We start from the raw sequence: 19,317 nt of genomic DNA, 5'->3' as shown, positions 1-19,317 counted from the left end.
CGTTCGCAATCGCTCACAGAGGCGATGCCACTTCTGCTTTTTTCTGCTGGAGCTTCAATGAACCTGCCGCTGTCACTCAACCTGCTGGCGTTCCTGGCCCTTTTGCTGGGCCTGGCACAAACCCGCCGCACCGACTGGAGCCTGGCCAAGAAGGTACTGCTTGGCCTGGTGCTGGGCGTGGTCTTCGGCCTTGTGCTGCACACGATCTATGGCGCTGGCCACCCCGTGCTCAAGGCAACCATCGCCTGGCTCGATCTGGTCGGCAACGGCTATGTCGGCCTGCTGCAGATGATCGTCATGCCGCTGATCTTCGCCTCGATCCTCAGTGCCGTGGCACGTTTGCACACTGCCTCTTCGCTGGGCCGCATCAGCGTGCTGAGCATCGGCACCCTGCTGCTGACCACGGCCATTGCCGCCCTGATCGGCATTGTGTTGACCAACCTGTTCGGCCTCAGCGCCGAGGGCCTGGTGGCCGGCGCCCAGGAAAGCGCACGCATGCAGGTTATCCACAGTGACTACGCGGGCAAGGTTGCCGACCTCAACATCCCGCAACTGCTGCTGTCGTTCATCCCCAGCAACCCGGTAGGCGACCTGGCGCGGGCCAAGCCGACCTCGATCATCAGCGTGGTGATCTTTGCCGTGTTCCTCGGCCTGGCCGCGCTCCAGTTGATCAAGGACGACGCCGAGAAGGGCGAGCGCGCCCTGTCGGCCATCGACACCCTGCAGGCCTGGGTAATGCGCCTGGTGCGGGTCGTGATGAAGCTGACCCCCTATGGCGTGCTGGCGTTGATGACCAAAGTAGTGGCCAGTTCCAACACAGAGGACATCCTCAAGCTGGGCAGCTTCGTGGTGGTGTCGTACCTGGGCCTGGGGTTGATGTTCGTGGTGCACGGCATCATCCTCGCCGCCACCGGCGTGAGCCCGCTGCGCTTCTTCCGCAAGGTGTGGCCGGTGCTGACCTTCGCCTTCACCAGCCGCTCCAGCGCCGCCAGCATTCCGCTGAACATCGAAGCACAAACCCGCCGTCTGGGCGTGCCGCAATCGATCGCCAGCTTCAGCGCATCGTTCGGCACCACCATTGGCCAGAACGGCTGTGCCGGGCTCTATCCTGCCATGCTGGCGGTGATGGTCGCGCCAGCGGTGGGCATCGACACCTTCGACCCACTGTGGATCGCCACCCTGGTGGCCATCGTCACGCTGAGTTCGGCAGGGGTTGCCGGCGTGGGCGGCGGTGCCACCTTTGCCGCGCTGATCGTGCTGCCAGCCATGGGCTTGCCGGTGGAACTGGTGGCGTTGCTGATTTCGGTGGAGCCGCTGATCGACATGGGTCGAACGGCGTTGAACGTGAACGGTTCGATGACGGCGGGCGTTGTCACCAGCCAGCTGTTGAAAGAGACTGACAAGGAAGTGCTGGCCGGTGATGAACATGCCGAGCTGAGCCACACCTGATAGATTGCCGGGGGCGCGTTGCGCCCCTTTCGCAACAAGGCCGCTTGTATCTTGCTCAAAATCTGAACACCCTGCGGTCCCCCGTAGGAGCGGGTTTACCCGCGAAAGGGCCAGGCCTGCTGGCCAATTTTTACCCGCCGTTCACCGTTGCCGCCGCTACCGTATTCGCGGGTAAACCCGCTCCTACAGGGTGGTGGATGCACATCGGGGGTCGGACACAGGCCGCTGTAGGAGCGGGTTCACCCGCGAAAGGGCCAGGCCTGCTGGCCAATTTTCACCCGCCGTTCACCGTTGCCGCCGCGATCGTATTCGCGGGTAAACCCGCTCCTACAGGGTGGTGGATACACATCGGGGTCGGACACAGGCCGTTGTAGGAGCGGGTTCACCCGCGAAAGGGCCAGGCCTGCTGGCCAATTTTCACCCGCCGTCCACCGTTGCTGCCGCTATCGTATTCGCGGGTAAACCCGCTCCTACAGGGTGGTGGATACACATCGGGGGTCGGACACAGGCCGCTGTAGGAGCGGGTTCACCCGCGAAGGGCTGCAGAGCAGCCCCCAACAATCTCACCCCTTATCCCAAACCTCGAAGTGATACACCGGCTTACCTTCCTCAGCCTGTGCCTCGCTAGAAGTCAGCCTCCACTGCCCTTCATCAAACGCCGGGAACCACGCATCCCCCTCTGGCGCCAACTCAACCCGCGTCAGGTACATGCGGCTGACCAGCCCCTTCTCCAGCGCCTGCCCATACAGCTGCGCCCCACCAATCAGCATCAGCTCACCGACGCCCTGCTCGCGCGCCCACTGCTCGGCCCGCACCAACGCCTCTTCAAGCGAGGCGAACACTTCGGCACCTGCAAGCTCAAGCCCCGGCTGGCGGCTGACCACGATGTTCAACCGCCCAGGCAGCGGCCGCCCCAGCGAGTCCCAGGTCTTGCGCCCCATGATGATCGGCTTGCCCAGGGTGGTGGCCTTGAAGTACTTGAAGTCCCCCGGCAAATGCCAGGGCATGGAGTTGTCGATGCCGATCACGCGGTTCTCGGCATAAGCCGCGATCAGGCTGAGGGGGAGTGATGTATTCATGCCAGCGAGGATAGCACCGGGCGTGTGGGTTATGCTTCTGCCTTGACCTGTGCAATGGAAGACCTTGTGACTGCACCCACGCCACTGGACAAGCGCTGGCTCACCGAAGCGGTACGCCTGCGCGAAGAACATGCCGGCCCGCTGGAAGACCAGGAAGCCAACCGCTACGCCCGCCAGCTAGGTGGCGACCTGGCCACGCGCATCGAAACACGTGCGCTGTTCCTGGCCGAGCGCGATGACATGACCGGCGCCCTGCGCCATTGGAAGCAGGGCGCGCGCCTGGCGCTGCTGGCCTTGTTGCTGATGGCCGTGCTCAGCGGCGCGGGCCTGGGGCTGGCCGCCCTCGGTGACGGGCAGCGCCCGGTGAATGTGTTCTGGGCGCTGGGCAGCCTGCTCGGGCTGAACCTGCTGATGCTACTTGGCTGGGGCATGGGTTTTGCCCTGAGCGGCGAGCATGGCGCAGGGCTGGGCCGCTTGTGGCTGTGGCTAAGCGAACGCTTCGCCCGCGATGCCAAGGCCGCGCACCTGGCGCCAGCGCTGCTGGTGCTGCTGCAACGTCAACGCCTCAACCGGTGGCTGCTCGGCCTGTTGGTACACGGCCTGTGGCTGCTGGCGATGCTCACCGCGCTGGGCATGCTGCTGGTCTTGCTGGCGACCCGGCGCTATGGCTTTGTCTGGGAAACCACCTTGCTCGCCGCCGACCCATTCATTCACCTGACCCAAGCGCTGGGCGCCCTCCCCTCGTTGCTGGGCTTCGCCGTGCCCGACGAAGCCATGATCCGCGCCAGCGGCGACAGCCTGCCAGCCCTGGACGTGGCCCGCCAGGCCTGGGCCAGCTGGCTGCTCGGCGTGGTGCTGGTATACGGCCTGCTGCCCCGCCTGCTGCTGGCCGGGTTATGCCTGTGGCGCTGGCGCCAGGGCCGTGAACGCCTGACGCTGGACCTGGGGTTGCCCGGCTACGCGCAACTGCGCGAGGCACTGATGCCGCGCAGCGAACGCATGGGCGTGCAGGATGCTGCCCCGCAAGCCTTGCCGCAGTTTGCCGCCGGGCAGCTGGAAAGCGGCAGCAGCGGTGCCCTGCTGGTGGGCCTGGAGCTGGACGACCAGCGCCCCTGGCCACCCGCCCTGCCGAAAAGCGTGACCGATGCCGGCGTGCTCGACAGCCGCGAATCACGCAACCGGCTGTTGGAACAGCTCAGCCGCTTCCCACCGGCACGCCTGGCCATCGCCTGCGACCCACGTCGCTCGCCGGACCGCGGCAGTTTGGCGCTGCTCGCCGAACTGGCGCGCAATGCCGGCGCAACCCGTATCTGGCTGCTGCAGGCTGCACCAGGCCAGCCCCTCGATGCCGAGCGCCTGGGCGATTGGCACGAAGCCCTTGACCGCCTTGGCCTGCAACATGCCGACACCTCACCGCTGACCTGGCTGGAGCATGGCCATGACTGAGCCACTGAAACTGGCCGTGGTCGGCCATACCAATGTTGGCAAAACCTCGCTACTGCGCACCCTGACCCGCGACGTCGGTTTTGGCGAAGTGTCCCACCGCCCCAGCACTACCCGCCATGTGGAAGGTGCGCGGCTGTCTGTGGACGGTGAACCCTTGCTGGAGCTGTACGACACGCCGGGCCTGGAAGATGCCATCGCCCTGCTCGACTACCTTGAACGTCTGGAACGCCCGGGCGAGCGCCTGGACGGCCCGGCCCGGCTGGAGCGTTTTCTGCAGGGCAGCGAAGCGCGCCAACGTTTCGAGCAGGAGGCCAAGGTATTGCGCCAATTGCTGGCCAGTAATGCCGGGCTGTATGTGATTGATGCGCGCGAGCCGGTGCTGGCCAAGTACCGCGACGAACTGGAAGTACTGGCCAACTGCGGCAAGCCGTTGCTGCCGGTGCTCAACTTCGTCGCCAGCAGCCAGCACCGCGAGCCGGAATGGCGTGAAGCCCTTGCCCGGCTTGGGCTTCACGCATTGGTCCGGTTCGACAGCGTGGCCCCGCCAGAGGATGGCGAGCGCCGTTTGTATGAAAGCCTGGCGCTGCTGCTGGAAAACGCCCGCCCGGCGCTGCAACGGCTGATCGACGACCAGCAGGCGCAGCGCTTGGCACGCCGGCACAGCGGCAAGCGCCTGATCGCCGAACTGCTGCTCGATTGCGCTGCATGCCGGCGCAGTGTCGAGGCCGAACCAGCGGCAGAAGCTCGGGCCATCGAAGCGCTGCGCCAGGACATACGCCAACGAGAACAACGCTGCGTCGAAGCCTTGCTCAAGCTGTATGCCTTCCGCCGCGAGGACGCCCATGCCAGCGACCTGCCGTTGCTGGACGGCCGCTGGGGCGATGACTTGTTCAATCCGGAGACGTTGAAACTGCTGGGCGTGCGCCTGGGCAGCGGCGTGGCGGCGGGGGCGGCAGCGGGGGCCGGGGTCGATTTGCTGGTTGGTGGCCTTACCCTCGGCGCGGCGGCGCTGGCCGGGGCGATTGCCGGTGGCGCGCTGCAGACGGCGCGCAACTATGGGGCACGGTTGATGGGCAAGCTCAAGGGCAAGCGCGAGCTGACCGTGGACGACACTGTATTGCGTTTGCTGGCCTTGCGTCAGCAGCAGTTGATGGTGGCGCTGGATAACCGCGGGCATGCGGCGCAGGACAGCATCAGGCTGGGTGAGCTGGATGAAAAGGCCTGGCGTGAGGGCAAGTTGCCGGAGGCGCTGGTCAAGGCGCGGGCGCACCCGCAATGGTCCACCCTGAATCCCGGGGCGAAGCTGAATCAGGCTGAGCGGCAGGAACAGCTGGAGGCGCTGGTTTCACAGATTTGAGCCAGCAGGGTCGGCCCTTTCGCGGGTAAACCCGCTCCTACGGGCGGCCTGTGTAGTGTGCCCACCCCCAATCTGCGTAGGAGCGGGTTAACCCGCGAATACGGTGGCGGCGGCAACGGTGAACGGCGGGTGGAGATTGGCCAGCAGGGCCGGCCTCTTCGCGGGTGAACCCGCTCCTACACGGCGGCCTGTGTCCAACCCCCGATGTGTGCCCACCACCAATCTGTGTAGGAGCGGGTTTACCCGCGAAGAGGCCGGCCCTGCAATAGTGAAGCGTTACTGCTGGGCCACCTTCTCCGACTTGCCGTCATAGCGCTTGCGCCATTCGGCCAGAATCTGGTCACGGTTTTTAGAAGCCCAGACAAAGTCGTTCTTGATCAACCGCTGCTCATAATCCGCCGGCAGCTCGGTTTGCGGCTTGGCGATGCCCGGCGCGGCCAGTACGGCGAAGTTTTCCTTGTACAGCTCCATGGCCGCCGGGCTGGCCGAGAAATCGGCCAGGCGCTTGGCCGCATCGGCCTTGGGCGAGCCTTTGATCACTGCGGTTGCCTCGATCTCCCAGCCCAAACCCTCCTTTGGCAACACGATGTCCAACGGCGCGCCTTGGCGCTTGAGCTGAACGGCCGGGTATTCGAACGAAATACCGATCGGGAACTCGCCCGCCGCCGCCAACTTGCACGGTTTGGAGCCGGAATGGACGTACTGCCCGATGTTCTGGTGCAGCGCATCCATGTAGGCCCAACCCTGCGGCTCGCCAAAGGTCTGCAACCAGGCACTGACATCCAGGAAGCCGGTGCCGGACGAGGCCGGGTTGGGCATGACAATCTTGCCTTTGAACTCAGGCTTGGTCAGGTCCTGCCAGCTCACCGGTTTGCTCAGGCCCTGTTTCTCGGCCTCGATGGTGTTGAAGCAAATGGTGGCGGCCCACACGTCCATGCCGACCCAGGCTGGCGGGTTGGCGGCGTCACGATAATTGCCGGAAATCTTGCCCAGGTCCTTGGGCGCATAAGCTTCGAGCATGCCGTTCTGATCGAGGATGGCCAGGCTCGATGCCGCCAGCCCCCACACAGCGTCGGCTTGCGGGCGCTCTTTCTCCGCCAGCAGCTTGGCAGTGATGATGCCGGTGGAATCACGCACCCACTTGATCTCGATATCCGGGTTGGCTTTCTCGAAGGCCTGTTTGTAGGTTTTCAGCTGCTCGGCTTCCAGAGCGGTGTAGACCGTCAGCTGGGTAGCAGCGGCCGAAGCCTGCAGGCTGAACACGGCGGAAACGGCAGCGGCAAGGGCAAGGAGCTTGTGCATGGGTAGGTTCCTTTCAGGTCAGACGGTCGCGGCGCGTTGGCGCCAGGCTTGGGAGCGGCGCAGCAGGCCGCGCGAGGCTGCAGCCAGCAACAGTGAAGCGCCGGCACTGGTCAGCAGAATCAAGGTGGACATGGCGGCAGCACCGCCAACGTTGCCGGCGTCGTCCATGTTCAGCACGGCAACGGCAGCCAGGAGGGTGTCGGGGCTGTACAGAAAGATCGCTGCCGACACGGTGGTCATTGCCGATACGAACAGGTAGCGGATGATATCCAGCAGTGCCGGCAGGCAGATCGGCACGGTCACGCGCAGGAAGTGCCTGTACAGCGGCGCTTTCAGCGACATCGCGGCAGCCTCGAACTCGCCGTCGAGCTGGCGCAGGGCGGTGGTCGCGGTCATCTGCGCGGTGGTCAGGTAATGGGCAATGGTGCACACCACCAGCAACCCCATGCCGCCGTACAGCACATGCAGCGGGTTACCGTTCAGGTTGAAGAAGAATACGTAGCCCAGGCCCAGCACCAGGCCCGGCACGGCCATGGGGATGAAGCTGAGCAGGCGCAGCGCATGGTTGAGCAGGCGTTGGCCCTGGGTCTTCTCCATCAGGTAGGCACCGGTGAAGATCACGATGCTGCCGATCAGTGCGGTGCCAATGGCCATGGTCACGCTATTGCGGTAGGCCAGCCAGCCGCCACCGGCAGTGTCTTCGAACAGGTAGTGGCGCAGCGACAACGACAGGTTGTAGGGCCAGAAAGTGACCAGCGAGGAGTACACCGCCATACCGATCACCACCAGCAACGCCGCGCACACCAGCAGCACAATGGTCAGGAAGCAGGCATCACGACCGCGTGATGGCTTGGGTTCGAACACCTGCGCACGGCCACCCATGGCCTCGCCCTGGCGTCTACGCAGCCAGGCGTCGACGGTAAAGCTGAACAGGGCCGGCAACAGCAGCACCATGCCGATCAGCGCACCACGGCCGAACTGTTGCTGGCCCACCACCGCCTTGTAAGCTTCCAGCGCCAGCACTTGATAATCGCCCCCCACCACGACCGGTACACCGAAGTCTGTGATAGTCAGCGTGAATACCAGGCAGAACGCCGCGAATACTGCCTGGCGCGAGGCTGGCCAGGTGATGCTGGTGAACGCCCGCCACGAGCCTGCCCCCATGCTGGAGGCCGCATCGAACAGGCGAGCATCGGCCAGTGACAGTGCCGACAGCAGAATCATCAGCGCATGCGGGAAGGTGTAGATGGCCTCGCCCAGCACGATGCCCCAGAAGCCGTAGATATTGTCGCTGAGCAACCCACGCAGCAGGCCCTGATTGCCAAACAGGTAGACCAGGGCGATCGCCGGCAGCATCGACGGTGCCAGCAATGGCAGCAGCGAAATCCCCCGCCACAGGCCCTTGGCCGGGATCAACGTGCGTTGCAGGGCAAAGGCGAACAAATAGGCCAGCGGTACCACAATGGCCGCGACAGTGAAGGCCACCGACAGGCTGTTGCCAAGCAACCAATGGAAGCTGGCGCTGGTGAACAATTCACGGGCCGCCAGCAAGCCACCGCCCTGGCCCGCTTCACCGCTGAAACCACGCCAGAAGATCGCCAGCAACGGCATCAGCACGGCCAGCACCAACAGAATCAGCAGCAGGCTCTTGCCGCCGATGACGAACAGCCGGTCACCCAGGGCGATGCCAGCACGCGGCGCGACGTTGGCCTGGCTCAACGGCAGGGGCATTGGCGCGGCCATCTCAGGCAAACACCTGCAGGCTCTGCGGCGGCAATGCCACCCAGATGTCCTGCGAACCCAGGCGCGGCATGGCCTCGGGTGCCAGTTCGGCCAGCAGGGCATGGCCTGGCAGGGCCTTGAGTTCAAAGCTCATGCGGCAGCGGTTACCGAGAAAGGTGATTTCGCGGACCATGGCCGGGAACAGGTTTTCTTCGTGCACCACCGGGTTGACCGTGATCGCCTCCGGGCGGCAGAACAGCCGGCCACTGCTGGCCTGGGCTGAACCCGGCGCCAGGCGCATGTTCATGTCGCCGACCAGGGCATGGCTGTCGCTGCGGCGCTGGAACGGCAGCCAGTTGCCCTGGCCAACGAACTCGGCCACGAACGGCGTGGCCGGGTGGTCGTAGATTTCCTGCGGGGTGGCGTACTGCTCGACCTGACCGTTGTTCATCACCGCAATGCGGTCGGCCATCAACATCGCCTCGTCCTGGTTGTGGGTAACCATCAACGTGGTGATGCCCAGTTGGCGCTGCAGCTGACGCAGTTCGGTGCACAAGTGCTCGCGCACCCGGGCGTCCAGCGCCGACATCGGCTCATCGAGCAGCAGCAGCGATGGCGACGGTGCCAGCGCGCGGGCCAGGGCCACACGTTGCTGCTGGCCACCGGAGAGCTGGCCTGGGTACTTCTTCTCGCTGCCAGACAGGCCAACCAGTTCGAGCATTTCGGCCACCCGCTGACGGGCCTGCTCGCGACCACTGCCCGTCAGGCCATAGGCGATATTGGCTTCGACGGTAAGGTTGGGAAACAGCGCATAGGACTGGAACAGGATGCCGTAGTCCCGCGCCTGGGGTGACAGCTTGGAGATATCGCGTTCGCCGATGTACAGCGTACCGCGGTCCTGGCGCTCCAGGCCGGCAATGCAGCGCAGCAGCGTGGTCTTGCCACAACCGGACGGGCCGAGCAGGCACACCAGTTCGCCCGCGGCGATGTCCAGCGAGACATCGTTGAGCGCCGTAAAGGCACCGAAGCGCTTGTGGATGTTGCACACTTTTATCTGTGCGCCGGGGGTGGTGTGGTTCATGGCATGGCCTCATCGAAGAGATGGGGCCATGCTAGGCAGGCTGTGCGAAGGTTCTGTGGCTTTAAGGCAAAAGCCGGTGATAGTGGTATAGGCAGATTTAGTAGTGGCCTGTGCCGGCCTCTTCGCGGGTAAACCCGCTCCTACAACGGCATGCATGTTCGCGGAAAATGCAGGCACGCGGGTACGCTGAAATGTAGGAGCGGGTTTACCCGCGAAGAAGCCAGCAAAAATCTAGAACTGCGAACCGGCCACTTCCTGCGCCACCCCCAGGAATGCCGCCGGCAACCGGGCCTGGCGCCGCTCCTTCAGGCAATACAGGTACTCGTGCATCACCGGCGCATTCTCCAGCGCCAGCACCCGGAGTTCGGGGTTGTGCGGCACCTCATGACGGGCAATCACGCTGATGCCGATATTGCGCAGCACCGCTTCGCGGATCGACTCGCGACTGCCGATCTCCATCAGGGCGCCGGCCTTGACCCCGGCCTCCTGCATCATCTGCTCGGTCAGCTTGCGTGTGGTCGAGCCCTTCTCGCGCATCAGCAGGCAATGCCCCGACACCACCTCGATCGACACCGTCTGGCGTTGGGCCAGAGGGTGGTTGCGGTGCACCGCCACCACCAAGGGGTCAGTGCCCAGTATCCGCCGCACCAACCGCGCGTCCTCCACCCATTGCGACGACGCGGCAATATCCACCCGGTAATCCTCGAGCATTTCCAGCACCTGCTGCGAGTTGCCGATCTCCACCGCCACTTCAACCTGCGGCAAGCGTTCGCGATAGATCTTGACCAGGTCGAGGATGTAGTAAGGCGCAGTGGCCGCAATGCGCAGGCTGCCCTGGGCCTGACCACTGTTGCGCAGCTCGAACTCGATGTCGGCTTCCTGCTGCAGCAGCGCCTTGACCATCGGCAGCAGGCGTAAGCCCTCCTCGCTCAACACCAGGCGCCGCCCGCCGCGGTAGAACAACTCCACGGCGTACTGGCCTTCCAGGCTGCGGATCTGCGTGGTCACCGTGGGCTGGCTGAGGCCTAGCTTCTTCGCCGCCTGGGTAATGCTGCCCAGACGGGCCACCATGTAGAAGGCCTTCAGCTCGGAACTCAGCATGCACGTCCTCTATTTGCGCAAAAGGCGCAAGCCGTTGAACACCACCAGCAAGCTCACGCCCATATCAGCGAACACCGCCATCCACATCGTGGCCATGCCGGCAAAGGTGATCGCCAGAAATATCGCCTTGATGCCCAACGCCAGAACGATGTTCTGCATGAGGATCGCCGCACTTTGGCGCGACAGCCTGACGAAGGCCGGGATTTTGCGCAAGTCATCGTCCATCAGTGCCACATCAGCCGTCTCGATGGCGGTGTCGGTGCCGGCAGCAGCCATGGCAAAACCGATTTCGGCGCGGGCCAGCGCCGGGGCGTCGTTGATGCCGTCACCGACCATGCCTACCCGATGGCCTTGGGCGTACAACGCCTCAATGGTTTTCAGCTTGTCGGCCGGCAACAGGTTGCCCTCGGCGCGGTCGATCCCCACCACGGCGGCAATGGCCTGCGCAGTATGCGGATTGTCACCGGTCAGCATGACAGTCTTGATACCCAGTTGATGCAATTCGGCGATCGCCTGACGGCTGCTGTCCTTGACCGTGTCGGCCACGGCGAACAGTGCCAGAGGGCCGGATCGGTCGAGCAGCAGGACCACGGTCTTGCCCTGGCGCTCCAGCGCGTCAAGCTGGGCCTCCAGCGCTGGCGAACACAGCCCCAGTTCCTCGACCAGGCGATGGTTGCCCAAGTGGTAGACCTCACCGGCGATGACACCACGCACGCCACGCCCGGCCAGGGCGGCGAAGTCACTGACCTCGCTCAAGGCCAGGCCTTGCTGCTTGCCGAACTCGGCAATGGCGCGGGACACCGGGTGGTCCGAACGCTCGCCCAGGCTGGCCGCCAAGGCTTGCGCACGGTCTTCGAACAGCGGCGCCAGCACCTTGGCGTCGGTTTGCACCGGCTTGCCATGGGTGATGGTGCCGGTCTTGTCCAGGGCCAGGAAATCCAGGTGGCGGCCACCCTCCAGGTACACGCCACCCTTGATCAGGATGCCTTTGCGCGCAGCGGCGGCCAGGCCACTGACGATGGTCACCGGGGTCGAGATCACCAGCGCGCAGGGGCAGGCCACCACCAGCAGCACCAAGGCGCGGTAAACCCAGTCGAACCAGGCGCCAGCCATGAACAGCGGGGGTAACAGCGCCACGGCCAGGGCAATGGCGAATACCACCGGGGTGTAGATACGCGAGAAACGGTCGACGAAGCGTTGGGTAGGCGCCCGCGCGCCCTGCGCTTCCTCCACAGCCTTGATGATCCGCGCCAGGGTCGACTGCCCGGCAGCGGCGGTGACGCGAAACTCCAGCGCCCCCGCCTGGTTGATGGTGCCAGCGAACAGCTTGTCGCCCACCCCCTTCTCCACAGGCAGGCTTTCGCCGGTAATCGGCGCCTGATCGACGCTGGATTGCCCGCTGGTCACTTCACCGTCCAGGCCGATGCGCTCACCGGGGCGCACCCGCACCAGTGCGCCGATGGCCACCTCACGCACGTCCAGCTCGCGCCACTGGCCATCGGCCTGCTGCACCGTAGCCATGTCCGGGGTCAGCTGCATCAACCCGCCGATGGCATTGCGCGCACGGTCCAGCGAGCGCGCTTCGATCAGTTCGGCAACGGTGAACAGCACCATCACCATAGCCGCTTCCGGCCACTGGCCGATCAATACGGCCCCCGTCACGGCGATACTCATCAGCGCATTGATGTTGAGGTTACGGTTTTTCAGGGCAATCCAGCCCTTCTTGTAGGTACCCAGGCCGCAACCGAGGATCGCGGCAAGCGCCAGTCCCGCTACCACCCACTCAGGGGCCAGTGCAGCAAAGTGCACGATTTCGGCGGCGATCGCGGCGACGCCCGACAATGCCAGTGGCCACCAGCGGGCCTTGGCCGGTTGTGGCACGCTGGCGCTGCCGTCGTCCTGGGCGGCAATCGGCTCGGCCTTCATGCCCAGGCTGTCGATAGCCCGCTCGATATCGGCGGTGCCGTCCAAGGTATGGCGCACGCCAAGCACGCGGTTGATCAGGTTGAATTCCAGCTGTTCGATACCGGCCAGCTTGCTCAGTTTGTCCTGAATCAGGGTCTGCTCGGTGGGGCAGTCCATGGCATCGATGCGGAAACGGCTGAGTTGTGCCTGGGCACTGGCCGTTTCGCTCAGTTGCACCAGCGGCGGCGCGGTTTTGGCGCCGCAGCAGCTGTGGCCGTGGGCAGCATGGCCATGGTCGTCATCACCATGAGCGTGATCGTGCGGGTGCTTGTGTTCGTGGCTGACAGGCTGGTTCATGGGGTCATCCTTAAATTGAGCCTGTTGCCAAGTGAACACCCTGTAGCCACTATAGGGTCAAGCCACTTGCTGGAGATTTCGTGATGAAGATCGGAGAACTGGCCAAAGCCACCGACTGCGCGGTGGAAACCATCCGCTACTACGAGCGTGAAAACCTGCTGCCAGAGCCGGCGCGCAGCGAGGGCAACTACCGGTTGTACACCCAGGCCCATGTGGAGCGGCTGACCTTCATCCGCAACTGCCGCACGCTGGACATGACCCTGGACGAAATTCGCAGCCTGCTACGCCTGCGCGACAGCCCCGACGACGCGTGCGGCAGCGTCAATGCGCTGATCGACGAGCATATCGAGCATGTTCAGGCGCGGATCGATGGCTTGGTGGCATTGCAAGAGCAGCTGGTGGAGCTGCGGCGGCGCTGCAACACGCAGGGGAGTGAATGCGCGATCTTGCAGCAACTGGAGACAAACGGGGCAGTATCGGTGCCGGATACCGAACATTCGCATGTGGGGCGGAGTCACGGGCATTGAGCCAAAAGCTTCGCGGGTGAACCCGCGAAGAGGCCAGTTCACACAATGGAGATCTATCAGACCGCCATCGGCGCTGTCATCGGCGCATGGTGCTCATAGCCTTCCAGCCAGAAATCACTCGGTTCGATCTTCTCTAGCCACTCCGGCTCGTATTTACCAGTCTCGGCAAACGACGGCACACGGTCGCTGATGACCAGCTTCGGCGCTTCCAGCGGCTCGCGCTTGAGCTGCTCGTTGAGCATGTCCAGGTGGTTTTCATACACATGGGCATCGCCGATGAAGTAGGTGAACCAGCGCGGTGTATAGCCGGTCAGGCGGCCAAACAGCGACAGCAGCGCCGCGCCTTCGGTGAGGTTGAACGGCGTGCCCAGCCCCAGGTCGTTCGAGCGGATGTAGAGGGTCAGGGAAATTTCCCTGGTCTCGACATTCGGGTGGAACTGGTACAGCAAGTGACACGGTGGCAGTGCCATTTCGTCCAGTTGCGCGCAGTTCCAGCCGTGGAACAGGATGCGGCGGCTACCCGGGTCGTTGGCGATGGTGTCCAGGCACTGGCGCACCTGGTCGATTGCCTTGTACAGGATGACGAACGCGACGCCGTCCTCTTCGTCCTGGGCAATACGGCGGAAACCGGCTTGCTCGGCCATTTCGATGGCCGCCGGGTTGCTCAGCGGGATGCGCTTGTAGCCCGGCCACTGGCGCCATTGCACGCCATAGATCTCGCCCAGGTCGTCATGGCCCTGACGGAACGGGTTGGCCAGCCACTGGGCGTTTTCGTTGGCGTTCTGGTCCCAGACCTTGCAACCCAGCTCGCGGAACTCACCGGCGTTCTTCACGCCACGCAGGAAACCGACCATTTCACCGATCGCCGACTTGAACGCCAGCTTGCGCGTGGTAATGGCCGGAAAGCCCTTCTGCAGGTCGAAACGCAGCATCGCGCCCGGCAGGCTGATGGTGCGGATGCCGGTGCGGTTTCCCTGCAACGTGCCGTTATCAATGACGTCGCGGACCAGGTCCAGATACTGTTTCATGGCTTACCTGTAGCAAAAACGGCAGGGGGATCGCCCCTGCCGTGGGATTAATCAGGCGGGTTTCGCCGTGGGCTTGCGATTATAAGCCCACCAGATCAGACCGAGGCCAGCCAGGATCATCGGCACACAGAGAATCTGACCCATGGTCAGCCAGCCCCAGGCGATGTAACCCAGCTGAGCATCCGGCACCCGCACGAATTCGACGATGAAGCGGAAGATACCGTAGAACAGCGCGAACATGCCTGACACCGCCATGGTCGGCCGTGGCTTGCGCGAGAACAGCCACAGGATGACGAACAGCGCCACGCCCTCAAGGGCGAACTGGTACAGCTGCGACGGGTGGCGCGGCAACTGGGCCGGGTCGCTGAACGGCGGGAAGATCATCGCCCATGGTACGTCGGTGGGTTTGCCCCACAGTTCGGCGTTGATGAAGTTGCCGATACGCCCGGCACCCAGGCCAATCGGTACCAGCGGGGCGACGAAGTCCATCAGCTCGAAGAACGACTTGTTGTTGCGCTTGCCGAACCACAAGGCCGCCAGCATCACGCCGATGAAGCCGCCGTGGAACGACATACCGCCTTTCCATACCTCGAAGATCAGCGTCGGGTTGGCCAGGTAGGCGTGCAAGTCGTAGAACAGCACATAGCCCAGGCGCCCGCCGACAATCACCCCCATCGACAGCCAGAACACCAGGTCGGACAGCTTCTCGCGGCTCCAGGTGGGGTCGAAGCGGTTCAGCCGGCGTGAGGCCAGCAGCCAGGCACCGCCGATGCCGATCAGGTACATCAGGCCGTACCAATGGATTTTCAGCGGCCCGATGGCCAAGGCCACGGGGTCTATCTGCGGGTAAGGCAGCATGGAACTTCCTCTCGATTCAAATCAAAAAGCTGAGGCCAACACAGAACAACAGGGCTGCGAACAGGCGTTTCAACAAACGGGGCGACAGCTTGTGCGCCAGGCGCGCGCCGAAGCGGGCGAAGAACATGCTGGTCACGGCAATGCCGACCAGCGCCGGCAGGTACACGTAACCCAGGCTGTGGGGCGGCAGGTGCTCCTCGTGCCAACCCAGCAGCATGAAGCTCAGGGCACTGGCCACAGCAATCGGCAGGCCACAGGCCGATGACGTGGCCACTGCCTGCTGCATGGGCAGGCTACGCCAGGTGAGGAACGGCACCGTCAGCGAACCACCGCCAATGCCGAAAATGGCCGAAGCCCAGCCAATCACCCCACCTGCACCGATCAGCCCAGGTTTGCCGGGAACGCCACGGCTGGCCTTGGGTTTGAGGTCAAGGGCCATCTGCGCGGCGATGACCAAGGCGAACACACCGATGATCTTTTGCAGCAGTGGGCCCTGGATCAGCGAAGCGGTCTTGGCACCGACACCGGCCCCCAGGAGGATGCCGAAGGTCATCCAGACGAAGATCGGCCATTGCACCGCGCGCTTGCGGTGGTGCTCCCGCACGGCGTTGATCGAGGTGAAGACGATGGTGGCCAGTGACGTGCCAACGGCCAGGTGAGTCAGCACCGAAGCGTCGAAACCCTGCAGGGTAAAGCTGAACACCAGCACCGGCACGATGATGATGCCGCCGCCCACGCCGAACAGCCCGGCCAGCACACCGGCACAGGCGCCCAACAACAGATAGAGCACGAATTCCATTCGGCGTCCCCTAGAAATCAATCCGGCATGGTAACGGAAGCCGGGCTCGGGGCTCTAGTGAACTCTGTGTCAGGATGGATCCGCATCGTTCCTGTGGGTACAGTGACAAAAAAACACAGAGGCCCAACCTATGTGCCTGATCGTATTTGCCTGGCGGCCGGGGCACGCCCTGCCGCTGATCGTGGCGGCCAACCGCGACGAATTCTATGCCCGCCCCACTCAGCCCCTGGCGGCCTGGGAGGATGCACCTGGGGTGCATGCCGGGCGCGACCTGGAGGCAGGCGGTACCTGGCTGGGCGTAGGCCCACAGGGGCGCTTTGCCGCGCTGACCAACATCCGCGACCCGGGCCAGGCGCAGGGGCCCCGCTCGCGGGGTGAGCTGGTGGCGGCGTTTCTGCAGGGCGAGCTAGGGGTCGAGGCTTACCTGGACCAGGTGGCCAGCCGTAGCGGGCAGTACTCGGGGTTCAACCTGCTGGTGGGTGATGGGCAGCAACTGGGCTATCTGCATGCCCGTGAGGCCACGCCGCGCCTGCTGAAGGCTGGGGTTTACGGGCTTTCGAACGCCGGGCTGGATACACCGTGGCCGAAGCTGGTGAAGGCACGTGACGGGCTGGAAAACCTGCTGGACACGCCGGAGCCGGACAGGCTGCTGGCTTTGCTCGCGGATAACGAGCCCGCAGCTGATGGTGACCTACCCGAAACAGGCGTGGGGTTGGCAACCGAGAAGTTGCTATCGAGCGTCTTCATCGCCAGCCAGAATTACGGGACCCGGGCGAGCACAGTGCTCATTGTGGATGATCAGGGGCAAAGACGGCTGGTTGAGCGCAGTTTCGGGCCTTTTGGCGGGCATTTGGGGGAAATTGAGTTGTTGGCCTGAACATTTGATGTTGTCTGTTCGGGCCTCTTCGCGGGTAAACCCGCTCCTACCACGTACACACATCTGGGGTTGGACCCAGGCCGTTGTAGGAGCGGGTTCACCCGCGAAGAGGCCGGGACAGACCACATCACCCTCACAAGGTTTTATTAGCCCCAGGCCCAATCATCCGCGCCAACCCAAGGTTCTTCAGGGCCAGCTGCAGCGAGCTGTGGATAACCTGCGGGTTGTCATGGCTCAAGGCCTCGGCCAGCAGTTCCTTGGCCTTGCCCATATTGATCTGGCGCAGCATCCACTTGACCTTCGGCAGGTTGGTGGCGTTCATCGACAGGCTGTCGAAACCCATGGCCATCAACAGGACCGCTGCCGCCGGGTCACCGGCCATCTCGCCGCAGATGCTCACCGGCTTGCCTTCGCCATGGGCGTCGCGCACCACCGTGTTCAGCGCCTGCAGTACCGCCGGGTGCAGGTAATCGTACAGGTCGGCGACCCGCGGGTTGTTGCGGTCCACCGCCAACAGGTACTGGGTCAGGTCGTTGGAGCCTACCGACAGGAAGTCCACCTGCCGCGCCAGCTCCTTGGTCTGGTACACCGCCGCCGGAATTTCCACCATCACACCCACGGGCGGCATCGGTACATCGGTACCTTCGTCACGCACTTCACCCCAGGCACGGTGGATCAGGTGCAGCGCCTCTTCCAGCTCGTGAATGCCGGAAATCATCGGCAGCAGGATGCGCAGGTTGTTCAGGCCCTCGCTGGCCTTGAGCATGGCGCGGGTCTGTACCAGGAAGATTTCCGGGTGGTCGAGGGTGACGCGAATGCCGCGCCAGCCGAGGAACGGGTTTTCTTCCTTGATGGGGAAGTACGACAGAGCCTTGTCGCCACCGATGTCGAGGGTACGCATGGTCACCGGCAGCGGGTGGAAGGCCGCCAGCTGCTCACGGTAGATGGCCAGCTGCTCTTTCTCACTGGGGAAGCGCTGGTTGATCATGAACGGCACTTCGGTGCGGTACAGGCCTACCCCTTCGGCGCCGCGCTGCTGGGCACGGGCCACGTCAGCGAGCAGGCCAGTGTTGACCCACAGGGGCATGCGGTGGCCGTCGGGGGTGACGCACGGAAGTTCGCGCAGTGCATCCAGCCCTTGGGCCAGCTGGCGTTCCTCCTCGACCACTTCGCTGTACTGCTTGCGCAGCACTTCGCTGGGGTTGGTGAACACCTCGCCCTTGTAGCCGTCGACGATCAGTTCAATACCGTCGACTTTGGAGTATGGCAGGTCGACCAGGCCCATCACCGTGGGGATGCCCATGGCCCGCGCGAGGATGGCGACGTGGGAGTTGCCCGAGCCGAGTACCGAGACCAGGCCGACCAGCTTGCCTTCCGGCACTTCACCGAGCATGGCCGGTGTCAGTTCCTCACTGACCAGGATGGTGTTGTCGGCATACACCAACGACTGCGAGCGCGCTTCCTGCAGGTAGGCCAAAAGGCGGCGCCCCAGGTCCTTGACGTCGGAGGCACGCTCACGCAGGTAGTCGTCGTCCATCAGCTCGAAGCGGTTGACGTGCTCACCAACCACCTGGCGCAGGGCGCCCTGGGCCCACTGGCCGGTCTTGATGACCTCGGTCACCTCACCGCCCAGGGCTGCGTCTTCTAGCATCATCAGATAGACGTCGAACAGCGCACGCTCTTCCGGGCGCAGCTGGGTGGCCAGTTTGGCCGACAGCTTGCGCATGTCGTCGCGCACACCTTCCAGGGCGTTCTGGAACAGCTTGAGTTCGGCGTCGATGTCATCGACGGTCTTGTCCGGGACCACTTCCAGGTCGGCCGGCGGCAACATCACCACCGCACGCCCCACCGCGGCACCAGGCGAACCCGGCACACCCACGAAGCGCGCTTCCTGAATACCTTTGCCCTGACGGCCCAGGCCACGGATCGAGCCGGTAGCCTCGGCGTGGGCGATAACCCCGGCAAGCTGGGCGCTCATGGTGACCAGGAAGGCTTCCTCGCCCTCGTCGAACTGGCGGCGCTCCTTTTGCTGGATGACCAGTACCCCGACCACACGGCGGTGGTGGATGATCGGCGCACCCAGGAAGGAGGCGAATTTCTCTTCGCCGGTTTCGGCAAAGTAGCGGTAACGCGGGTGGTCGGCGGCGTTTTCCAGGTTCAGCGGCTCTTCCCGGGTACCGACCAGGCCAACCAGGCCTTCGTTGGGGGCCATGCTGACCTTGCCGATGGAGCGCTTGTTCAGGCCTTCGGTCGCCATCAGCACGAAGCGGTTGGTTTCCGGGTCGAGCAGGTAGACCGAGCAGACCTGGCTGCCCATGGCTTCCTTGACGCGCAAGACAATGATCCCCAACGCCGACTTGAGATCTTTGGCGGAGTTTACTTCCTGGACGATCTTGCGCAGCGTATTGAGCATGGCTCGGGGTCGAACT

15 protein-coding genes are annotated in these 19,317 nt (G+C 64.1%); 5 read left to right on the top strand and 10 right to left on the bottom strand.

The features are described 5' to 3' along the window. Positions 1 to 57 precede the first annotated feature (57 nt). Positions 58 to 1,449, top strand: coding sequence for an L-cystine transporter (locus tag AA098_RS01325; RefSeq protein WP_003249050.1), 1,392 nt, complete (start codon positions 58 to 60; stop codon positions 1,447 to 1,449). 563 nt (positions 1,450 to 2,012) lie between these two features. Here AA098_RS01325 and AA098_RS01320 read toward each other — a convergent pair. Continuing rightward, positions 2,013 to 2,528: a dihydrofolate reductase gene (locus AA098_RS01320; protein WP_003249048.1), complete on the bottom strand. Its 516-nt coding sequence runs from the start codon at positions 2,526 to 2,528 to the stop codon at positions 2,013 to 2,015. 54 nt (positions 2,529 to 2,582) lie between these two features. Between AA098_RS01320 and AA098_RS01315 the strand changes: the two genes are divergently transcribed. Both AA098_RS01315 and AA098_RS01310 read left to right on the top strand, forming a co-directional pair. Further along, positions 2,583 to 3,974: a DUF2868 domain-containing protein gene (locus tag AA098_RS01315; protein WP_014861704.1), complete on the top strand. Its 1,392-nt coding sequence runs from the start codon at positions 2,583 to 2,585 to the stop codon at positions 3,972 to 3,974. Beyond that, complete coding sequence (locus AA098_RS01310; protein ID WP_004577212.1) at positions 3,967 to 5,331, top strand: GTPase/DUF3482 domain-containing protein; 1,365 nt, start codon at positions 3,967 to 3,969, stop codon at positions 5,329 to 5,331. The genes AA098_RS01315 and AA098_RS01310 overlap by 8 nt, the downstream gene beginning before the upstream one ends. Positions 5,332 to 5,607: 276 nt before the next feature. Here the strand turns inward: AA098_RS01310 and AA098_RS01305 are convergent, their stop codons facing one another. The 5 genes from AA098_RS01305 to AA098_RS01285 form a co-directional block, all read right to left on the bottom strand. Further along, entirely contained in the window at positions 5,608 to 6,633 is a 1,026-nt protein-coding gene (locus tag AA098_RS01305) for a putative 2-aminoethylphosphonate ABC transporter substrate-binding protein (protein ID WP_064613751.1), read from the bottom strand. An 18-nt stretch (positions 6,634 to 6,651) separates the two neighbouring features. Continuing rightward, positions 6,652 to 8,376 (bottom strand): putative 2-aminoethylphosphonate ABC transporter permease subunit, encoded by a 1,725-nt coding sequence (locus AA098_RS01300; protein WP_004575857.1) that lies wholly within the window; start codon positions 8,374 to 8,376, stop codon positions 6,652 to 6,654. 1 nt (position 8,377) lies between these two features. Further along, on the bottom strand, positions 8,378 to 9,436 hold the full coding sequence (locus AA098_RS01295; protein WP_003249040.1) for a putative 2-aminoethylphosphonate ABC transporter ATP-binding protein: 1,059 nt from the start codon (positions 9,434 to 9,436) through the stop codon (positions 8,378 to 8,380). A gap of 231 nt (positions 9,437 to 9,667) precedes the next feature. Beyond that, positions 9,668 to 10,537 carry a LysR family transcriptional regulator gene (locus tag AA098_RS01290; RefSeq protein ID WP_003249038.1) on the bottom strand — a complete coding sequence of 290 codons (870 nt, stop codon included), beginning with the start codon at positions 10,535 to 10,537 and terminating at the stop codon, positions 9,668 to 9,670. Between the two features lie 9 nt (positions 10,538 to 10,546). Beyond that, positions 10,547 to 12,799, bottom strand: a complete 2,253-nt coding sequence (locus tag AA098_RS01285; protein WP_064613750.1) for a heavy metal translocating P-type ATPase — start codon at positions 12,797 to 12,799, stop codon at positions 10,547 to 10,549. 83 nt (positions 12,800 to 12,882) lie between these two features. Here AA098_RS01285 and cadR point away from each other — a divergent pair, with 83 nt between their 5' ends. Beyond that, complete coding sequence (gene cadR, locus AA098_RS01280) at positions 12,883 to 13,326, top strand: cadmium resistance transcriptional regulator CadR (protein ID WP_003249034.1); 444 nt, start codon at positions 12,883 to 12,885, stop codon at positions 13,324 to 13,326. 56 nt (positions 13,327 to 13,382) lie between these two features. Here cadR and AA098_RS01275 read toward each other — a convergent pair whose 3' ends face one another. Genes AA098_RS01275 through AA098_RS01265 form a run of 3 tightly spaced genes read right to left on the bottom strand, consistent with a single transcriptional unit; the run spans position 13,383 to position 16,011 of the window. Then, entirely contained in the window at positions 13,383 to 14,354 is a 972-nt protein-coding gene (locus AA098_RS01275; RefSeq protein ID WP_003249029.1) for a thymidylate synthase, read from the bottom strand. 51 nt (positions 14,355 to 14,405) lie between these two features. Continuing rightward, positions 14,406 to 15,212 (bottom strand): prolipoprotein diacylglyceryl transferase, encoded by an 807-nt coding sequence (gene lgt / locus AA098_RS01270; RefSeq protein ID WP_003249027.1) that lies wholly within the window; start codon positions 15,210 to 15,212, stop codon positions 14,406 to 14,408. A 16-nt stretch (positions 15,213 to 15,228) separates the two neighbouring features. Continuing rightward, positions 15,229 to 16,011: a sulfite exporter TauE/SafE family protein gene (locus AA098_RS01265; RefSeq protein ID WP_064613749.1), complete on the bottom strand. Its 783-nt coding sequence runs from the start codon at positions 16,009 to 16,011 to the stop codon at positions 15,229 to 15,231. Positions 16,012 to 16,141: 130 nt separating this feature from the next. Here AA098_RS01265 and AA098_RS01260 point away from each other — a divergent pair, with 130 nt between their 5' ends. After that, a complete protein-coding gene (locus AA098_RS01260; RefSeq protein WP_064613748.1) occupies positions 16,142 to 16,888 on the top strand; it encodes an NRDE family protein in 747 nt (248 codons plus the stop codon). 133 nt (positions 16,889 to 17,021) lie between these two features. Here the strand turns inward: AA098_RS01260 and ptsP are convergent, their stop codons facing one another. Continuing rightward, a complete protein-coding gene (ptsP, locus tag AA098_RS01255; protein WP_003249020.1) occupies positions 17,022 to 19,301 on the bottom strand; it encodes a phosphoenolpyruvate--protein phosphotransferase in 2,280 nt (759 codons plus the stop codon). Positions 19,302 to 19,317: the final 16 nt, after the last annotated feature.

The organism is Pseudomonas sp. JY-Q, assembly GCF_001655295.1.
GTDB lineage: Bacteria > Pseudomonadota > Gammaproteobacteria > Pseudomonadales > Pseudomonadaceae > Aquipseudomonas > Aquipseudomonas alloputida.
This window is presented reverse-complemented; position numbering and strand designations above follow the sequence as displayed.